A 17845-nucleotide genomic window follows, 5' to 3' on the forward strand; every position below is an offset into this window, starting at 1 on the left:
GTTGCTTATTTTTGGGCTTACCACAATTCATGGAAAACAAATCAATAGCGAGAACTTTACGTCTTCTAAGCCAGCTCATGGAGCTTCATGATGAAAATCCTTTCAAGGTTAAGTCTGTTGCGAACGCTGCTTTTAAAATTGATAAACTCCCCTATCCCATTATTGGAAAAACCCTTGCTGAAATGGAACAGATTGATGGCTTAGGTAAAAGCATCGCTTCAAAGGTCTGGGCTTTAACTCAAACCAATACGATTTCAGAATTAAGCGAGCTTTTGGCTCAGACACCTCCGGGGATTGTGGAGATGATGAGAATCAAAGGATTGGGGCCGAAGAAGGTTATTGTTATATGGAAAGAGCTGGGAATTGAGAGTGTAGGCGAGCTCTACTACGCCTGCAACGAGAACAGGCTGATCGAAGCAAAAGGCTTCGGCCTGAAAACACAGGAAGAAATAAGGAAAACCATCGAATTTAATATGGCCAGCGACGGCCGTTTCCTTTACGCCGGGATAGAGCATTTCACCGAGGATCTTCATCGGAAACTTAAAGCTGAATTTAAAACAGAAATGGTTTTCATTACCGGCCAGTACCGCCGGCGTTGCGAAATTATTGATTCGCTCGATATTCTTATAATTGCTGAACTTACCGGTAGTGTCCCCCAGGCAATGGAAATTTTAGGCCTGAAGCCTGAATTTGTCACCGCGAATAGCATAGACTGCATCACCGATGCTGGTATTAAGATCAAGCTTATCTTTTGCAGCAGTGCGGATATGGGCTGGCAGATGATCCTGAATACAGGAAGCAAATCGCATACCGACGAATTGGCATTGAAACTAGTGAATGTTGACGTCGCTTATAAAAGCGAGCCGGAAATTTACTCACTTGCCGGCATGCCTTATATTGAACCTGAGCTCCGCGAGGGACTTAACGAATTTGAACTCGCAGCGACAAATAAAATTCCTGATCTATTAGCTTATGGGGATCTGAAGGGCACATTACATAATCACAGTACCTGGAGTGACGGAGTACATACGCTTGAGGAAATGGCGCTATTCTGCCGGGATGAATTGAATCTGAACTATTTGGGCATTTGCGACCACTCAAAGTCGGCATTTTATGCCAACGGTTTAAATGAAGTCCGGGTAGCTGCTCAGCAAAGGGAAATCGACGGACTAAATAAGATGCTTGCCCCTTTTCATATTTTCAAAGGTATTGAATCAGATATTCTGTACGACGGATCGCTCGATTACCCGGACGACGTGCTGGAGACGTTCGATTTTGTAGTCGCTTCAATACATTCGATCCTCAATATGAATGAGGAAAAGGCAACGGAAAGATTAATAAAGGCTATTGAGAACCCTTTTACTACCATACTTGGCCATCCTACCGGCAGACTTCTCCTGAGCAGAAGCGGTTACCCTATCGATCACCGGAAAGTTATAGACGCCTGTGCGGCAAACCAGGTAATTATTGAGATAAATTCCAATCCGTTAAGGCTTGACCTGGACTGGCGGTGGCACCAATACGCCATTGAAAAAGGTATTCTTTTATCAGTTAATCCGGACGCACACCGCAAGGAAGGTTTTTACGATATGCGTTACGGCACCCTCATAGCAAGAAAAGGAGGTTTGTCAAAACTCAACTGTTTAAATGCTATGAACAAAGAACAAGTGCAGGAAATTTTTAACAGGCGAAAAAGAAGCTGATTTTGGAAAGCAAAAAGATAAAAATCCTTGTTATCAGATTCAGTTCCATCGGGGACATCGTACTGACCACGCCTGTTATAAGATGCCTGCAGAAGCAGGTCAGCAATATTGAACTGCATTATCTCACTAAGAAAGCATATGAGCCGGTGCTTGCTGGTAATCCTTACATCGACAAGCTTCATTTTTTAGCAGAATCGCTGAATGATACGATCGGCAGGCTGAAGCTTGAAAACTTTGATCACATTATAGATCTTCATCATAATGTGAGAACCTTCATCATCAAAAAGAAACTCGGGCGGCCATCAGTATCTTTCGACAAACTTAACTGGCAGAAATGGGTTTTAGTTAATACAGGCATGAACTTTCTTCCCAAAAAGCATATCGTTGACCGGTACATGGAAACTGTAGAGTTTCTCGGGGTGAAAAACGACGGCGCCGGCCTCGATTATTTTCTAATTAATAATCATTCCCTAAGCCTGTTACTCCCTCCTTCGCATCAGCACTACATAGCCTTAGTGATTGGAGCGCAACATGCTACGAAAAGACTTCCAACCAACCGGTTAATAGAGCTATGCCGGTTAATCGAACAGCCTGTCGTGCTTCTGGGAGGGGCCGAAGATGCAGCACGTGGCGAAACCATAACCGCAGCAGCCGGACAGCATGTGTTTAACGGCTGCGGAAAATTCAAGCTAGACCAGTCTGCTTTCCTGGTTAAGATGGCGAAATGTGTTATTACTCATGATACGGGCCTCATGCATATCGCAGCTGCATTTAAAAAAACTATTTTATCCGTGTGGGGCAATACTGTGCCTGAATTTGGAATGTATCCTTATATGACAGATGATTCTTGTATGTTTGAGGTAGAGGGCTTGCCCTGCAGGCCATGTTCTAAAATCGGGTACGAAAAATGTCCAAGAGGGCACTTCAAATGCATGAATAATATTGATCTTACAAAAATTAGCCAGCAAGCCAATGCCTAAACAACTCTTGTTAGTCCGCCACGCAAAATCTGATTGGAACGACATACAACTCCCGGATTTTAAACGCCCGCTTAATTCAAGAGGCAAGGCAAACGCTCCTGAAATGGCAAGGCGGCTTGTGAAAAAGAATATTATTCCCGAACAAATTGTGAGCAGCTCAGCAGTCCGGGCCATAGCAACCGCCCGCTATTTTGCGAAGGAGCTGGGAATTGAAGAATCAGCTATAATTCAAAATCGAGAGATCTACGAAGCTTTCCCTCACGAGTTGATGAGCATTATTAATTCACTGGATAATATTTATTCATTTACAGCTCTCTTTGGCCACAATCCAGGCATAACCAACCTGGTTACGAGCCTGTGTAATAAAGATCTGTATAATATCCCAACCTGCGGCGTGGCACTTATCCGGTTTCCATTCGATGATTGGAAGATGGTCAGTGCGGGCACAGGCGAACTTGCGTTTTATGATTATCCAAAAAATGAGCAGGCGTAAAGCTAATCCTAAGCAAGCTTATAGACCTTCCCTGGAAGACTCACTATCAGCCCCCTCATTTCCATTCCTAATATATTTACCATAAGTCTGCTTTGAGGAAGCCCTGACAGGATAAATAATTCGTCTATATCAACATTTCCTTTTTCCAGCAGGATGCCAGCGATCGTTCTTTCATCGTCTGTAAGATCAATAGCAAGGCTAATTTGCGGGTTCTGGGCCGCCGGGGGAGATTGTACCCAGCCTAAAATATATTCCAGATCGGCCACCTTTGTTAGCAGGTTGGCACGATTAGTTTTTATCAGAAGATTACATCCGGAACTATATTCATCGGTGACCCTTCCGGGGTAGGCAAAAACATCCCTGTTGTACGAATTTGCAAGCTCTGCGGTAATTAAAGCACCGCCTTTAATGTTGGCCTCAACCACAATTGTAACATCGGCCAGACCAGCTATAATCCGATTTCGTTTGGGAAAATTTTCCCGGTCTGGAACAGTACCAGACATAAACTCAGTTAGCAAGCCGCCATGCGCTATCATCTTTTCTGCCAGGGGTCTGTGTTGAGAGGGATAGATACGATCCAAGCCGTGAGCCATAATTCCTATAGTTGACATCGAATTCTTTAGCGCCTCCCTATGAGCCAGAAAATCTATACCATACGCAAGGCCGCTGATCACTAAAGGATTATGAACCCGAAGGTCTGCCAGCAGCTGCCGGCACAGATCCTTTCCGTAATCAGTCGAATTCCTTGTGCCTACCACACTAATTACTTTTGACGGGTTCAAATCTGCATTACCTTTAAAATACATCATAACGGGTGCATCAAAACAGTTCCTAAGCCTTTTTGGGTACTCGTCATCGGTTAAGAACATCGTTCTGATTTTATATTTCTCGACAAAAGCCAGTTCCTTTTCCGCTCGTTCAAAAGCCTTGTGATTTTCTATTAGCTCAACGGTTTTCGGGCCGATGCCAGGAATCTTACTGAGAGCTTTCCTGCGCGTCAGAAAAACCTCTTCAGGACTTCCGCAACAGCTAATGAGATTTCGGGCCAGGACAGAACCGATCCCCGTTATACAGGAAAGTGCGATTTGATGCAGGACAGACATGAATTCAAAATCCACATATTTTCAGAACAAGCCAAAAATTTAAGTCTTATGTGCGCAGTAGTAAGGAAACGGTATGGGGGAAGCGGAAAATGGGAAATGGGGAATGGGGAATGGGAAACAGAGAATAGGTGTTCATGTGACTGGCATCTCCTAATCAATTAGACATTAACACGTGACTCGCATCTCTTTACTCGCTTCTTATTGCGGAATATAGACTACGAACTTGGTTTCAAAATAGTCTTCCTTAAAATAATCGGTAAGAGGGATAAGCTGTGCTTTTAACTGGGATTCATTTATTTCCTCAGCAAGGTCACCACCCTTCAAATATAATATACCCTTCTGCAGGCTATTTTTTGATTCCTTTACAAACTTGCCTTTTATCCATGGGTAGAATTCCGACAGCCTTGTAACTGCCCTTGACACCACGAAATCAAACTTATCATCGATCTGTTCGGCCCTTGCGTGAGTTGCTCTTACATTACTCAAACCGATAGCCGCAGCAACTTCCTGAACAACCTTTATCTTCTTTCCAATGGAATCTACCAAATGGAAATGAGTTTCAGGAAACAGAATTGCTAATGGTATCCCAGGAAACCCTCCGCCGGTACCGACATCCAATATCTTTTCCCCTGGCAGAAAACTGACTACTTTGGCAATAGCCAGAGAATGCAAGATATGATGCAGATATAGCATATCGATATCCTTTCTCGAAATCAAATTAATACGGGCGTTCCAGAACCTGTACTGATTGTCAAGTTCAGCGAACTGATCTTTCTGCTTTTGGCTCAGATCCGGGAAATAATGCAATATCAGGTCAGAAGTCACTTCGAAGGTTGTTCTTATTTCGTTTCATAACATTGGCCAGTAAATCGCGGGCACGGAACAATTGCGCTTTTACCGTTCCAAGCGGCAGATCCAATTGCTTTGAGATCTCCTCATAGGATTGTTCTTCAAAGTACCGTAAAATAATAAGGGTCCGGTACCGCGAAGGCAATTGATCTACAATATTCTTGAGCTTTTCGTTCTCCTGCTTCTTGATTGAAGTCTGTTCCGGATTCAGGCTTTCCGAAGGAACCTCGAACTGCCTTTCATCACCATCATCGTCGGCCAGGGTGTGCAGCGAAACAACATTTATCCGTTTTTTCCTAATAAAATCTATACAATTATTAGTGGCAATCCTGAATAACCAGGTACTAAAGGCAAAATCCGGCTTGTACCTGTCTAAGTTTTCGAATGCCTTCCCGAAGGTTTCAACGGTCAGGTCCATCGCGTCATCCTTATTATTTACCATCTTCAGCGCCATAAAATATATGGAGTCTTTATAGCGCTGCATCAGTTCTGCGTATGCTTTCTGATCGCCATCCCTGGCTCTGCAAACCACATTAAAGTCATTCTTCGCATTAGGCGAAAAGCTAGGGTTTACTTCCATTCCAATCTTTTCTTAAAAAGCGCTACAAAGCTAAGAACCATTATATAAAAGTAGTAAATGAAATCTAATACAGGCAACCACCAGATCAAGTCGAAACAACGGAGCTTTTTCAGGGCGGGGGCGTAAACAAACAGCTGAACAATTAACCTTAACAGGTAAATCGATAAGAGCAGCCACCACTGTGCCTGAAGAATGATCAGGCCGATAAGTACCAGATAAAAAACAGCACCGGATGCCGCCTGCCAACTCAGCATTCGCTTATGTGACGACTTGTATAATTTTCCTGCACCCTGGTGTCTTACTTTCTGACGAAAATAGGCGGTAAAGGTATGCTTAGGCTCTGACCACATGTGAGATTCGGGATGAATCTCGATAACCGTATTTTCGCCTGTTGCATTTTGATTCACAAAAAGATCATCGTCACCCGACATCACATGCATATGAGAGGCGAAGCCCTTTCCTCTAAAAAACAAGGATTTTTTATAGGCCATATTTCTTCCCACCCCCATATACGGCCTACCGGACAGGGCAAAGGAAAAGTAATTCAGTGCGGTAGAAAATGTTTCAAAACGGATAATCAAATTTAATAAGCCGCCTCGTCGTTCGTAGGGCGAATATCCAAGTATGATCTCGGCATTATCCCGGAAATTGTGCTGCATCCTGGCCAGCCACTGATTAGAATCTGGCCGGCAATCAGCATCTGAAAATACCATATTTTCATTCTTCGACGCCTTTATACCTAAAGTTACGGCAAACTTCTTTCCATGCTTAAACCGCGGGTGATCAGTCAGCGTAACGACTTTAAGATTTTTATGCTTTGCCGACAGATCCTTCAGATACCAATCAGTGCCATCATTTGAGCAATCATTTACCAGTACAATTTCAAAGTCGGGATGGTCCTGTTCTAAAAAAAAAGACAAATTTTTCTTAAGGTTCTCAAGTTCGTTCCTGGCACAAATTATAACAGAAACGGGACCTGTGGTATAGGTCCCCGGTTCTGAGACCTGATAAGAAGCTAACTTCTGCTGGATTACAATGAAGTAGTAAAGTTGAATAAAAAAGCAAATCTGAAAAACAACTAAAAGAAGGATATACAAATAGTCCACGCGTAAGAAATCATTTAATGGGTAAATTTCTGATTTTTCAGCTAACAATCGGTATGGTTTGCGAAATAAAAATGTAGTGGGAAGCGAGATGAGGGAAGCGAGTCTTGCCTATTTCCTATTTCCGTTTCCCCCATCCTGTTACTCGCTTCTATTTGCTATTTTTGCAAATTATCCCAGTTGAATGAAATTTAAATTAGAGGTTACCGATAAACAAACGAAAGCGCGTGCCGGCGAGATAATGACCGATCATGGAGTGATACAAACTCCGATCTTTATGCCTGTTGGTACCGCAGGGTCGGTAAAGGCCGTACATCAGCGGGAATTGGCTGACGATATAAAAGCCCAGATAATCCTGGGGAATACTTACCACCTTTATCTTAGGCCAGGGCTTCACACGCTGGAATCTGTCGGGGGACTTCATAAATTCAACGGCTGGGACAAACCCATATTAACAGACAGTGGCGGCTATCAGGTATACTCATTATCTGGCGTCCGCAAGATCAAAGAAGAGGGAGTTACCTTCCGTTCTCATATAGATGGCTCCAAACATCTGTTCACTCCCGAATCCGTTATGGATACACAACGGATTATCGGTGCGGACATAATCATGGCATTTGATGAGTGCACGCCTTATCCGTGCGAGTATGGTTATGCCAGAAGATCAATGGAAATGACGCACAGGTGGTTAAAAAGGTGCTGTTCTCACTTCGACCAAACCCAGCCAAAGTACGGATATACCCAAACTTTATTTCCTATAGTGCAGGGTTCCGTTTATAAAGACCTGAGAAAACAGTCTGCGGAAATGATAGCCTCCTGCGAAAGGGAAGGCAATGCTATTGGAGGCCTGTCGGTTGGCGAACCCGCCGAAGACATGTATGAGATGACTGAGATAGTATGCGATATCTTACCCTCAGATAAACCGAGATATTTAATGGGAGTTGGAACGCCGGTAAATATTCTCGAAAATATTGCTCTTGGAATCGATATGTTTGATTGTGTAATGCCAACGCGCAATGCCCGTAATGGAATGTTGTTTACAAAAAATGGTATAATTAATATAAAGAACGAACGATGGAAGAATGATTTTTCACCGATTGAAGAAGACAGCGACCTTTTTGCTGACAAAAATTACAGCAAAGCCTATCTTCGTCACCTGGCACATTCCAATGAAATTTTAGGTTCACAGATCGCTACATTACATAATTTGCATTTTTACCTATGGCTGGTTAAGGAAGCCCGGGCCAGAATAATAGAAGGCACATTCAGTGAATGGAAGAATAAGATGGTACAACAAGTTGCTCAGCGTCTATAGATGATCAAGATCATTGACTGGTATATTATCAAGAAGTATCTGGGGACGTTTATTTTCACCCTGGCTATTTTCACGGTCATCATCGTCATTTTTGATGTTTCTGAGAAATTAGACGATTTCCTAAGGCATAAGGCGCCGGTCTCGGAAATCATCTTCAGCTATTATGCCGGTTTCATCCCGTTCTATTTAAACTTCCTCTCCCCCCTCATAAACTTTATTGCGGTAATTTTTTTCACTGCGAAAATGGCTGACCAGACGGAGATCGTCCCAATACTAAGTGGCGGAGTAAGTTTTAAAAGATTTCTATGGCCGTATTTTCTCGCTTCGACTGTTATTTTTCTGGTAACGTTAGTTTTTAACCTGTTTATTATACCTGAAACAAACGAACTGAAGGTCGATTTTGAGAATGTTTATATAAATCCAAAGTCCGATAATTCGAAATTATACACCCATATGCAAATCGAAAAGGACACTTATGTCTATATCGAGAACTTTGACAATACCCAGAAAATTGGGTATAAACTCACCCTGGAGAAGTTCGACGGCTTCGAACTGAAAGAAAAGCTGGTCGCCGACAAGATCTCCTGGGATTCTGTTAAGTCAAAATGGGCCATTGAAAACTATTCCATTCGCACAATAGACGGTTTAAAGGAAACCATGAGCTCGGGAGTTCGCAAGGATACAACCCTCGACATGCGTCCTAAAGATTTCGAGATCTATGACAATATCTACCAGGCTATGAATATGCGTGAATTGAACGATCGTATAGACAAAGAGGAAACCAGGGGAACAGGAGTCATGGTCGACTTACAACTTGAAAAGTACAAGCGTTTTGTATATCCCCTGTCGGCATATGTACTTACGTTAATGGGGGTTTCGCTTTCTTCCAGAAAAGTACGCGGCGGGATAGGCCTGCCCCTCGGAATTGGGATATTTTTGAGCTTTGCGTATATCCTTTTTATTCAATTCTCAACCATGTTTGCTTCGAAAGGCGGGCTTCCTCCCTTGATTGCAGTGTTTATACCAAATATTATTTTTGGGATCCTTGGGGTTTATCTTTTAGCGAAAGCCCCAAAATAGGCGATCTGACAATATACTTCCCTCTTAATGGGATAATTTAATCTTACCTGTCTGCAGTATGCTGAATCAAACTCAAACCCGCACGCGGAACCTTATTATATTACACCTTACAGTCTTTGTCTGGGGCTTTACCGGGATACTCGGCGCCTTAATTTCCGTCCCTGCAACTCAATTGGTTTGGTATCGCGTACTTATTGCTTTTATAACCCTGCTGATCTATTTCAAGGTTGTCAATGTATCGTTAAAAGTTTCTGCAGAGGTTTTCCTCAAACTGTTCTTTACCGGAGCTATTGTCGCCCTTCACTGGATCTTATTTTTCCAATCAATAAAATCATCTACCGTTTCGGTAACGCTCGTCTGCCTTTCGTCCCTGACTCTCTTTACTGCAATCCTTGAACCCTTATTAAAACGTAAAAGAATTTCAAAGCTTGATATCATTACGGGCCTTATAATTATATGCGGGATCTATATGATCTTCAAGTTCGAATCGAGATATACAGAAGGCATTATCTATGGCCTGCTTAGCGCCTTATGCGCCAGTATCTTCTCCATTATAAATTCCAAGCAGATCCAAAATCGCGCTGCGCCTATTATAAGCTTCTATGAGCTCATTGGGGCTTGGGTGTGGATTTCTGTCTACCTACTGATTTCGGACGGTTTTACAGCCTCTATGACGCTCAATTTTTCTGATGCGATATATTTATTCGTGCTTGGGACGGTATGTACTTCGGTTGCCTATGTCGCCGGCGTAGCTGTGATGAAAGAATTATCTGCTTTTCGAGTAGCACTTATCACAAATCTCGAGCCTGTCTATGGCATCATTCTCGCCTTTATATTCTTTGGAAAACGTGAACAGATGACACCAGGATTTTACCTGGGGGCCATTGTCATCCTTACAGCAATCTTTATATATCCAGTCATCAGGAACCGCGGATCAAAAAAGTGATTACCCTCAAACACTCGCGGACAAAGGACAACTTTTTTACACTAAGTGCCTTTTTTAAAGTGCCGGATTTAAGCGCAGCACTCCCCGGCCTAACTACTAAAATAACATCCGGTAGACAGGGGAGACAAGGCTGCGGGTTCTGACTTTATAGAAAAAAAATTGTGGAAGTATGGATCTTTTTCCGCCAGTGATAGGAGGCGTTTATCAGCTGCTATTTTATTACCCGGAGGAGTCCTTTAAACGGCAGCATTGTCGGCCGGCCGTTGCCAGAACAACCCATCGTTTCAGGAAGGCAACAGCCCGGTCAGGCTTGCTCAAAATCGCCCGGTCAATACTTACGAATTCAAGAATAATTAGAGCCGGTGCAAATAACTCGGCCAGGCTAAATTAACCATCAAAAGATTTCGTATTTTTCATGTAGCTTGTCGTTCAACATAACCTCGTTAAAATTTTATTATTTCTGATCAAAAAAATCCTGGGTAATTAGGAAGTGGGAATTTCAAGCTCTAAAAACATGTTTACAAAGCTATACATCAGCACAGATTTAATTTATGCATAGTGTTAAAAATCAATTATTTAAATCATTTATATTATAGTAAAAATATAGATGAAGTTTCGCGAAATCAAAACAAAAAACTATTTTTTTTAGCATAGCTATTATATGAGGAGTTATTTGTCATTTATCAAACTATATATCAGTGTAATTATATCAATTATATTGAGTTTTAATTCATACCTGTTAACCGCGCAGGTTTTTGACAGCGAACAGAACCCTCCGGGCATAAAATGGATGCAAATTAACACCCAAAACTTCCAGATACTCTACCCCTCCGAATTGAAACGCGAGGCCAACCGGATGGCAAACACTATGGAATATCTCATCGAAAAGGTGTCGAAAAGCTTAGACAGCAAGCCCAGAAAAATCACGGTTATCTTACAAAATCAGGCTGTGATATCGAATGGTTTTGTACAGCTTGCGCCGCGGCGTTCCGAGTTCTTCGCTACCCCGCCACAGAACTTCGACACGCAGGATTGGCTGAATAGTTTGGCGGTTCACGAGCTTCGCCATGTGGTACAAATTGACAAGTTGAGTGGCAATCTGAAAGCGCCGTTTTTCGAAGAACTTGCCCTTGCCATATTTGGTGTTACCCTCCCACCCTGGTTCTTCGAAGGCGATGCCGTTGGTATTGAAACCGCGCTAACAGATGCGGGCCGGGGACGCCTCCCCGACTGGGAGCTAATTTTCAGAACAAATACACTAAGTAAAAATTATTACTCCTATTCAAAAAACTATTTCGGATCTTTCAAAACCTACACCCCGGGTTATTATCAACTTGGATATTTCATGACGGGTAAGTTAAAACGAGACTATGGACGGGGTATCATAGACAGTATAATGACGCGTATTTCTAAGAACCCCTTAAGGCCCTACAACTTTAGCCGGTCTGTTAAAAAGTTTACGGGAATGAACACCCGCATACTTCACGACTCTACTGTCTCGGAATTAAGCAGGTTATGGGAGACTCAAAAAGCCCAGGCTGCTCAAACTGATTATCCGGCGCTGCATCAAAGAAGAAATGATATACCGGCAGACTTTTTATTTCCTGTGCAAACAGGCCACGGCGAGCTTATTGCTCTCGAGAAAAGCTTTGATAAGACACCTGTTATTGTCAGGATAAACAACGCTGGAAGAAAGAGCGACCTCATTAAAATAGGCCATCAAACGGAAAGTAATTTAAATTATTCTGCTGGCAGAGTTGTTTGGGACGAATTTCGTTATGACCCCAGGTACCATAAGAGATCTTTTAATGTGATCAATATTTATGATCTAAATAGCGGGAGCTACAAGCAATTAACCAGAAGGAGCCGGCTGTTCTCGCCTGCACTCTCTCCAGATGCCAAAACAATTGCGGCGGTGCTTGTAGACCTGTCCAATGAGATCCGGCTGACAGAGATCGATGCAGAAACCGGAAAAACACTTCGGGTATTTGATAATCCGGGAAAGTATATATTGCAGACTCCCTCTTATAGCCCAGACGGCACAAGGATAGTTTGTGTTGCAATTAATAAAGATGGCGCTGGGTTGTTGGAGTTCTACCGGGCTGATGGACGGTCCCGGGTACTCCTTCAAGCACAGCGACAGCAACTATCGCGGCCGGTTTACGCCATGGAAAGAGTGCTGGTACGCGCAGGATATAACGGGATTAACAATATCTACTCAGTCCTGCCTGGTCAGCAAGCCAACCAGACTCCCGAAATAAGGCAGCTCACAAACGCAGTTTACGGCGCTTCCAACCCGTCATATAACCAGGAAAGCGGTTTGATGACGTTCAATATATTTCAGAATACCGGCTATGACATAGCCTCACTCCAACTTGACCAGATCGCAGCTGTGCCGTTAAAAGAGGTTTCTAATTCTTTTATTAACTATGCAGCTCCGCTGGCTAAACAAGAGGCTGGCCCAATTTCCTTTGACTCTGTCCCGGGGAATCTTTACCCTGAACGACCCTATCGCCAATTTAAGAATTTGTTTTATTTTCATAGCCTTTCTCCCATTGCAGAGGAAAACGAATTCAGCAATGATCTGAATTTCGGAATTAAGCTGAAATCCAACAATCAACTAAATACACTGGATTTCTATACGGGGTATCAGTTCAATTCCGGGCTAAAAAAGAGCGAATATTTAGCAGGACTTACCTATAAACAGTTTTACCCCCTGTTTGATCTGCGTTATATTAACCGTGCCAGGCTAGCCTACTCATCCCGGACCACCGGCTCCACGACCACCCTGGTACCGGTTAACTGGCGGGAAAATTTTGCCGAAATTGGCGTGAGGCTCCCTTTTACTGCTAACCGGTTAAATAAAACATATTCCATGGGAGTTACTGCCTTAACCAGCTTTACGTCCAGGTACGAAGTAACTAACCGGCCGGCCAGATTTGCGGAAAAAATCACCTTTCCCATTAATTACCAATATTACTTTAGCCACAACACTCAGAGGAGCCTCAGAGACCTTGCACCAAAGTGGGGTCAGAATATTACACTTTCCTATCAGCATCTTCCTTTCCAGCCTGGTCTCAAGGGCAACCATTTTCGCATCCAGACATTATTTTTCAGCCCGGGTATTGTCAACAATCACTCATTGCAAACAAGTTTTAACTATCAAAAATCCAATGGCATTTACAATTTCAATGTGGATATTCCGCGGGCTAGCGGTTACAATAGTTTAAAACCGGGCTATGTCAGAAACACTCTCCTCTTTGATTACCGGCTGCCCCTGTTTTATCCAGATGCTGAGATTGGGCCAGTTGCCTATATCAAGCGTTTGAGAGCCGGCCTGTTTGCCGATTTTGAAAATGTCGGCAAAGGCAATTCATTTGAGCCACGTACCTATGGATTAGAAATCAATGCTGACATGAACTTCTTAAGGTTCTACCTTCCTGATTTCGCAGTAAGCGGAAAATTGATCTTTGTCAACGAGACACGACCAACCCGTTCCCTTATGGAATTCGGATTTACGTATGGCTTTTGAATAAACGGGGATGTCTTAGTTTTTGCCGGCAACAGGTGCCGACTCTTTTTCTATACCATCTTTAAGCCCGGGTACATCTATACAATGATAATTTTCCTACCTTCAAACATAAATGCTAATTATGTATCATGAGCTTTAAAACTATTTTCATAATTGTCGTCTCGGTAATAGTAACAATCATTCTGATGAATAATACAGACGAGATAGATTTCTGGATCTTTGGTGATGCCCGGATGCCTAAGCTAGCCGTTCTGGGTTCAATGTTTGGCCTGGGCCTTATCATCGGCTTCCTGGCTGGGAGACCCAGGAAAAAAAACCAGGCAGTCGAGGAGGAGCAAAAATATCCGGCATCAAACACCTCAACGACCCAGGAACTTAGCTCTGAAGACAGGGAATATATCCGCTAGCAGCTGATTGCCTGAACCGGGCGAGTGTATGGTAAATTGGACAATTTCCATCGCCCGGAAGAGGAAAATATATTTTTTTCTGCCGAATCAAGCCAGATTTTCCACAATTATTGTTTCTCACCCTATCACCAAATGCTTGGTTCATAAATTGTATATATCTCGTTATTAAAATAAACCAATTATGAAACGGGCGTATACTAGAGTTAAAAGATCATCTGATTTTAAATTGAAGCTGTTTTGGATGTTTTCATTCCTGATACTGTTATCTGTTTTTATCAATTCGTGCAATCCGGCCGATCTTTAATTATGAATCAAATTTGCTGCTTGAAAACAAGTGCATTCCTGCATCCAAATAAAAAACCAGCATAATTACGCACTATGCTGGCTTAATTTTCCGCCTCCCAATTTCATTCAATTTCTTTGTTACAGGGCCAAAATCAGCCGAATTTCTGCAAAAAATACATTTTCCTTACAGTCTAACCTTTGAATCGTTTGTATATTAATCGATTAAAAAAAAATCTGTAATTCTTTTTTTGTGCAACATATTTGTAACTTCCCTTATCCTTAACAATTAATTATGTTGATATGAAAAAAATCTCTACTCTTTTTTTATCGCTTTTACTTTTTATAACCACCGCTGTACAAGCGCAGGTTAGAGAAGTAAGTGGTAAAATAACCGATGCCGCATCAGGCAGTTTACCAGGAGTACTTGTAAAACTAAACGGTACAAGTACGGCTACCTCATCAGACAATAATGGTAATTTCTCGATTCGGGTGCCTCAGTCAGGTGGAACGCTGACGTTCAGCTACATTGGATTCGTTACGCGGGAAATCGCTATCGGGACGCAAAGTGTGATTAGTGTAACATTAAGTCCCGACATGCAGCAACTAAATGAAGTAGTTGTAACCGCTATGGGAATCAAGCGTGACCAACGCTCCTTAGGTTATACCGCCCAAAGCGTCACTGCTGAAGATCTTACCAAAAACAGGCAAAGCAATGTTGTGAATGCCCTGCAGGGCAAAGTTGCTGGTGTAACCATCAGCAGTACAGGAGGGGCGCCAGGTCAAGGATCCAGGATCCAGATCCGTGGTGTGAACTCTATTGACCCGGGTCGTGATAACCAACCTTTATTTGTTATTGATGGAATTTTTATGGATAACACGACCTCCACTCAGGGTGCCAGTGCCTCGGGCAGAGGAATGAGTAACCGTGCCGTCGATTTAAATCCTGACGACATTGAGTCTATGAACATTCTTCGCGGCGGTGCAGCCACTGCTTTATATGGATTGCGTGGCGCAAATGGCGTTGTTGTAATTACAACTAAATCCGGAAAAGCAGGAACGATAAAGGTTAATTATCAGGGAACTTACGGATTTGAAGATGTGAATACAATGCCTGAATTACAGACCACCTATTCACAGGGCTTTAAAGGAATCTACAACCCGGATGATTTCTGGCCGTCATTCGGACCGACCGTAGCTGAGGCTATTAAACTGGACCCAACACATCCGGCAAAATTACACAACCACATGAGGGAAGCCTTCGTTACAGGCAACCAATACAGAAATGGAGTAACCGTATCCGGAGGATCAGAAAAAATTACCTTTCTGACATCTGTTTCTCAGTTAAAGCATGATGGTGTACTGCCTTCATCTACCTTCAGCAACTACCAGGGCCGACTGAACACCACTTTCAAGCCAAGTGAGAAATTCAACGCCGGAGCATCTATAAATGTAACTAATTCGGGCGGATATCGGGTCAATGCCGGACGTTATATTGAGCAGCTGATTTACTGGTCTGGGCGTCATGATGTGAATGATTTCCGTGAAGAAAATGGTACGATGAGATCGTACGGCGGCACAGACAATCCCAGATATGTAGTAGAAACAAATCGCTTTAAGGATGATGTATTGAGGATGGTAGGCAGCGCCAATTTTTCTTACAAACCATTAAACTGGCTTGATTTCTCTTACCGTGCAGGAATTGATACGTATCGCGATAATCGTTTGGGTACTGCCCCGGGTTTTCAGGGTCTGGTAGGAGAGCGTTTAGTTTCAGATAACGGTATCAGCGCCGCTGACGGACGTGGTTTTGTCAACGTTTATGGAAATAATTTCAGAAGCTTAAACAGCACGTTGATCGCGAGTGCATCACATTCTTTCTCAAAATCCTTTAACGCAACCTTACGAGCCGGACATGACCTCTACGATAGAACTATATACAGAAGCGCTACAGAAGGAGGTGATCTGACTGTTTATGACTGGTACAGCCTGGGTAATGCCAAAATACTATCTGCTGGCACTTATCAGGAGAAATACAGGCTGATGGGCATATTCGGAGAGCTTGCGTTGAACTACAAGGATTATTTATACCTGACATTTACAGGAAGAAATGATAAAACCTCATCGTTAGTTGCGCCGAACAATTCATTCTTCTATCCTTCAGCGAGCTTAAGTTACATCGTGTCGGATCACCTTAAACTGCCTGCTGCTATCAGCAACGCTAAACTTAAATTCTCCTATGCTCAGATCGGTAAAGATGCCGGCGCGTATGCAACGAGCAGTGGGTTCGCAAATTATACCGGATTACCGACAGGTTATACCGGATTTACAAGACCTTCCTTGTTGGGAGATCCAAATCTTAAACCAGAGTTCACTAATACGTATGAAGGCGGTTTATCAATGACCTTCCTGAATGGAAAAATCGGTTTTGACGCCAATTATTATCACTCATTAAGCCAGGACCAGATCATTAATGTGCCTATTTCTTCTACTACTGGTTTCGTTACGGCTGCTGTGAACGCAGGAAGCATGCGGAACCAGGGTATAGAGCTCACACTTACCGGCACCCCGATTAAGAGAGATAATTTTTCATGGGAAACCACACTGAATTACTCCGCTAACCGCAATAAGATAGTTTCGTTAAGAAAAGATCTGACTGAGATCTCTGCGGCAAACGAGCACGGTTATCTTAACGCCCGGGTTACGATGAAACTCATTCCCGGAGAAGCCTATGGAACGTTGTACGGAACCGAGTTTAAGCGGTATTTCACTCCAGCAGAAATCGCTGCCGGCTTAGACAAATCAACCGAAGCCAGTGACCCTTCCAGACCTTTGCTTATCGGAGCGAATGGCTTCCCTATTATTGGCGCTGCTGCAGACCAGAAAAAGCTAGGCAATGTTCAGCCTGACTGGATCGGTGGTTGGAACAATAATTTCAGATACAAAGCACTTTCGTTAAATGTGCTGTTTGATGCCCGTATCGGACAAGAACGTTACAATCAATTAGCAAACTATTACTCCGCATTTGGTATGGCAAAATACACCGAAAACAGGATGGACTACCGTACTTTTGAAGGTGTGCTCGCCGATGGAAGCCCGAATACTAAAGAAGTATGGTTAGGACAAGGTATCGATCCAAAAACAAATTTTAATTATGGAGATGGCTACTATCGCTATTACCACAGAGGTGTATCCGAAACGTTCGTTCAGGATGCTTCATGGGTCAGACTACGTTCCGTATCCTTAGGTGTTACTCTGCCGGCTAAATGGACACAAAGAAGCTTTGTTAAAAACGTGGATGTATCCGTTACAGGAAACAACCTGATCCTTTGGACAAAATACGATGGATTTGATCCTGAAAGTACAACAACAAACAGTGGTTCAAACGTCGAGGGATTTGCCGGTATGACATATCCAGCTGTAAGAAGCTTCCTGTTCTCACTAAATGTAGGATTTTAAGAAATTAACGAAT

At 43.0% G+C, this 17845-nt stretch carries 13 protein-coding genes; 9 read left to right on the forward strand and 4 right to left on the reverse strand.

Annotation, left to right across the window (positions count from 1 at the left end):
* Positions 1 to 29 precede the first annotated feature (29 nt).
* From P2W76_RS05220 to P2W76_RS05230, 3 genes are read left to right on the forward strand one after another with little or no spacing between them, the layout of a single operon-like run.
* Positions 30 to 1703, forward strand: coding sequence for a DNA polymerase/3'-5' exonuclease PolX (locus tag P2W76_RS05220; RefSeq protein WP_276346498.1), 1674 nt, complete (start codon positions 30 to 32; stop codon positions 1701 to 1703).
* A 2-nt stretch (positions 1704 to 1705) separates the two neighbouring features.
* Positions 1706 to 2683 (forward strand): glycosyltransferase family 9 protein, encoded by a 978-nt coding sequence (locus tag P2W76_RS05225; protein WP_276346499.1) that lies wholly within the window; start codon positions 1706 to 1708, stop codon positions 2681 to 2683.
* Positions 2676 to 3176, forward strand: coding sequence for a histidine phosphatase family protein (locus P2W76_RS05230; protein ID WP_276346500.1), 501 nt, complete (start codon positions 2676 to 2678; stop codon positions 3174 to 3176). Before P2W76_RS05225 ends, P2W76_RS05230 begins: the two co-directional genes overlap by 8 nt.
* A gap of 8 nt (positions 3177 to 3184) precedes the next feature.
* Here P2W76_RS05230 and dprA read toward each other — a convergent pair whose 3' ends face one another.
* The 4 genes from dprA to P2W76_RS05250 form a co-directional block, all read right to left on the reverse strand.
* Positions 3185 to 4279, reverse strand: coding sequence for a DNA-processing protein DprA (gene dprA / locus P2W76_RS05235; RefSeq protein WP_276346501.1), 1095 nt, complete (start codon positions 4277 to 4279; stop codon positions 3185 to 3187).
* Between the two features lie 198 nt (positions 4280 to 4477).
* Positions 4478 to 5104, reverse strand: coding sequence for a 16S rRNA (guanine(527)-N(7))-methyltransferase RsmG (gene rsmG, locus P2W76_RS05240; protein WP_276346502.1), 627 nt, complete (start codon positions 5102 to 5104; stop codon positions 4478 to 4480).
* Positions 5094 to 5708, reverse strand: coding sequence for a sigma-70 family RNA polymerase sigma factor (locus tag P2W76_RS05245; RefSeq protein WP_276346503.1), 615 nt, complete (start codon positions 5706 to 5708; stop codon positions 5094 to 5096). Before P2W76_RS05245 ends, rsmG begins: the two co-directional genes overlap by 11 nt.
* Entirely contained in the window at positions 5699 to 6814 is a 1116-nt protein-coding gene (locus P2W76_RS05250) for a glycosyltransferase (RefSeq protein ID WP_346429823.1), read from the reverse strand. The genes P2W76_RS05245 and P2W76_RS05250 overlap by 10 nt, the downstream gene beginning before the upstream one ends.
* A gap of 181 nt (positions 6815 to 6995) precedes the next feature.
* On the opposite strand from P2W76_RS05250, the gene tgt reads away from it, so the two are divergent.
* The 6 genes from tgt to P2W76_RS05280 all read left to right on the forward strand — a co-directional run bounded on the left by tgt (position 6996) and on the right by P2W76_RS05280 (position 17832).
* A complete protein-coding gene (tgt, locus tag P2W76_RS05255; protein ID WP_276346504.1) occupies positions 6996 to 8126 on the forward strand; it encodes a tRNA guanosine(34) transglycosylase Tgt in 1131 nt (376 codons plus the stop codon).
* Positions 8127 to 9206, forward strand: a complete 1080-nt coding sequence (locus P2W76_RS05260) for an LptF/LptG family permease (RefSeq protein WP_276346505.1) — start codon at positions 8127 to 8129, stop codon at positions 9204 to 9206.
* A gap of 58 nt (positions 9207 to 9264) precedes the next feature.
* Entirely contained in the window at positions 9265 to 10152 is an 888-nt protein-coding gene (locus P2W76_RS05265; RefSeq protein WP_276346506.1) for a DMT family transporter, read from the forward strand.
* 718 nt (positions 10153 to 10870) lie between these two features.
* Positions 10871 to 13684, forward strand: coding sequence for a hypothetical protein (locus P2W76_RS05270; RefSeq protein WP_276346507.1), 2814 nt, complete (start codon positions 10871 to 10873; stop codon positions 13682 to 13684).
* 185 nt (positions 13685 to 13869) lie between these two features.
* Complete coding sequence (locus tag P2W76_RS05275) at positions 13870 to 14091, forward strand: hypothetical protein (protein ID WP_276346508.1); 222 nt, start codon at positions 13870 to 13872, stop codon at positions 14089 to 14091.
* Positions 14092 to 14676: 585 nt separating this feature from the next.
* Positions 14677 to 17832, forward strand: a complete 3156-nt coding sequence (locus P2W76_RS05280) for a SusC/RagA family TonB-linked outer membrane protein (protein WP_276346509.1) — start codon at positions 14677 to 14679, stop codon at positions 17830 to 17832.
* Positions 17833 to 17845: the final 13 nt, after the last annotated feature.

The sequence above is a fragment of the Daejeonella sp. JGW-45 genome, assembly GCF_029360805.1.
Taxonomy (GTDB): Bacteria; Bacteroidota; Bacteroidia; order Sphingobacteriales; family Sphingobacteriaceae; genus Daejeonella.

Excerpts from the sequence above, each read along its gene's own strand:
- P2W76_RS05275 (WP_276346508.1), top strand. The coding sequence starts at position 13,870 with ATGAATAATACAGACGAGATAGATTTCTGGATCTTTGGTGATGCCCGG.
- P2W76_RS05265 (WP_276346506.1), top strand. The coding sequence starts at position 9,265 with ATGCTGAATCAAACTCAAACCCGCACGCGGAACCTTATTATATTACAC.
- tgt (WP_276346504.1), top strand. The coding sequence starts at position 6,996 with ATGAAATTTAAATTAGAGGTTACCGATAAACAAACGAAAGCGCGTGCC.
- dprA (WP_276346501.1), bottom strand. The coding sequence starts at position 4,279 with ATGTCTGTCCTGCATCAAATCGCACTTTCCTGTATAACGGGGATCGGT.
- P2W76_RS05260 (WP_276346505.1), top strand. The coding sequence starts at position 8,127 with ATGATCAAGATCATTGACTGGTATATTATCAAGAAGTATCTGGGGACG.
- P2W76_RS05245 (WP_276346503.1), bottom strand. The coding sequence starts at position 5,708 with ATGGAAGTAAACCCTAGCTTTTCGCCTAATGCGAAGAATGACTTTAAT.
- P2W76_RS05280 (WP_276346509.1), top strand. The coding sequence starts at position 14,677 with ATGAAAAAAATCTCTACTCTTTTTTTATCGCTTTTACTTTTTATAACC.
- P2W76_RS05220 (WP_276346498.1), top strand. The coding sequence starts at position 30 with ATGGAAAACAAATCAATAGCGAGAACTTTACGTCTTCTAAGCCAGCTC.
- P2W76_RS05230 (WP_276346500.1), top strand. The coding sequence starts at position 2,676 with ATGCCTAAACAACTCTTGTTAGTCCGCCACGCAAAATCTGATTGGAAC.